Annotated in this window: 1 protein-coding gene; it reads left to right on the forward strand. The window is 70.9% G+C overall.

The genetic code is table 11. The features are described 5' to 3' along the window. Nucleotides 1–27: 27 nt before the first annotated feature. The coding region (locus ACSNOB_RS32170; RefSeq protein WP_436691232.1) for a beta-ketoacyl synthase N-terminal-like domain-containing protein at nt 28–227 on the forward strand (200 nt) is incomplete at its 3' end.

A 227-nucleotide genomic window follows, 5' to 3' on the forward strand; every position in this document is an offset into this window, starting at 1 on the left:
GGCATGGCCTGCCGCTACCCGGGCGGGGTGGAGTCTCCCGACCAGTTGTGGGAGTTGCTGGCCGCCGGTGGCGACGGGATCTCGGAGTTCCCCGCGGACCGGGGTTGGGACCTGGAGTCGTTGTTCGACCCGGACCCGGAGCACTCCGGCACGTCGTACACGCGGCACGGTGGTTTCCTGTACGGGGCGGCGGAGTTCGACCCCGGGTTCTTCGGGATCTCGCCGCG

This window comes from Micromonospora sp. URMC 106, assembly GCF_051386395.1.
Classification (GTDB): domain Bacteria; phylum Actinomycetota; class Actinomycetes; order Mycobacteriales; family Micromonosporaceae; genus Micromonospora.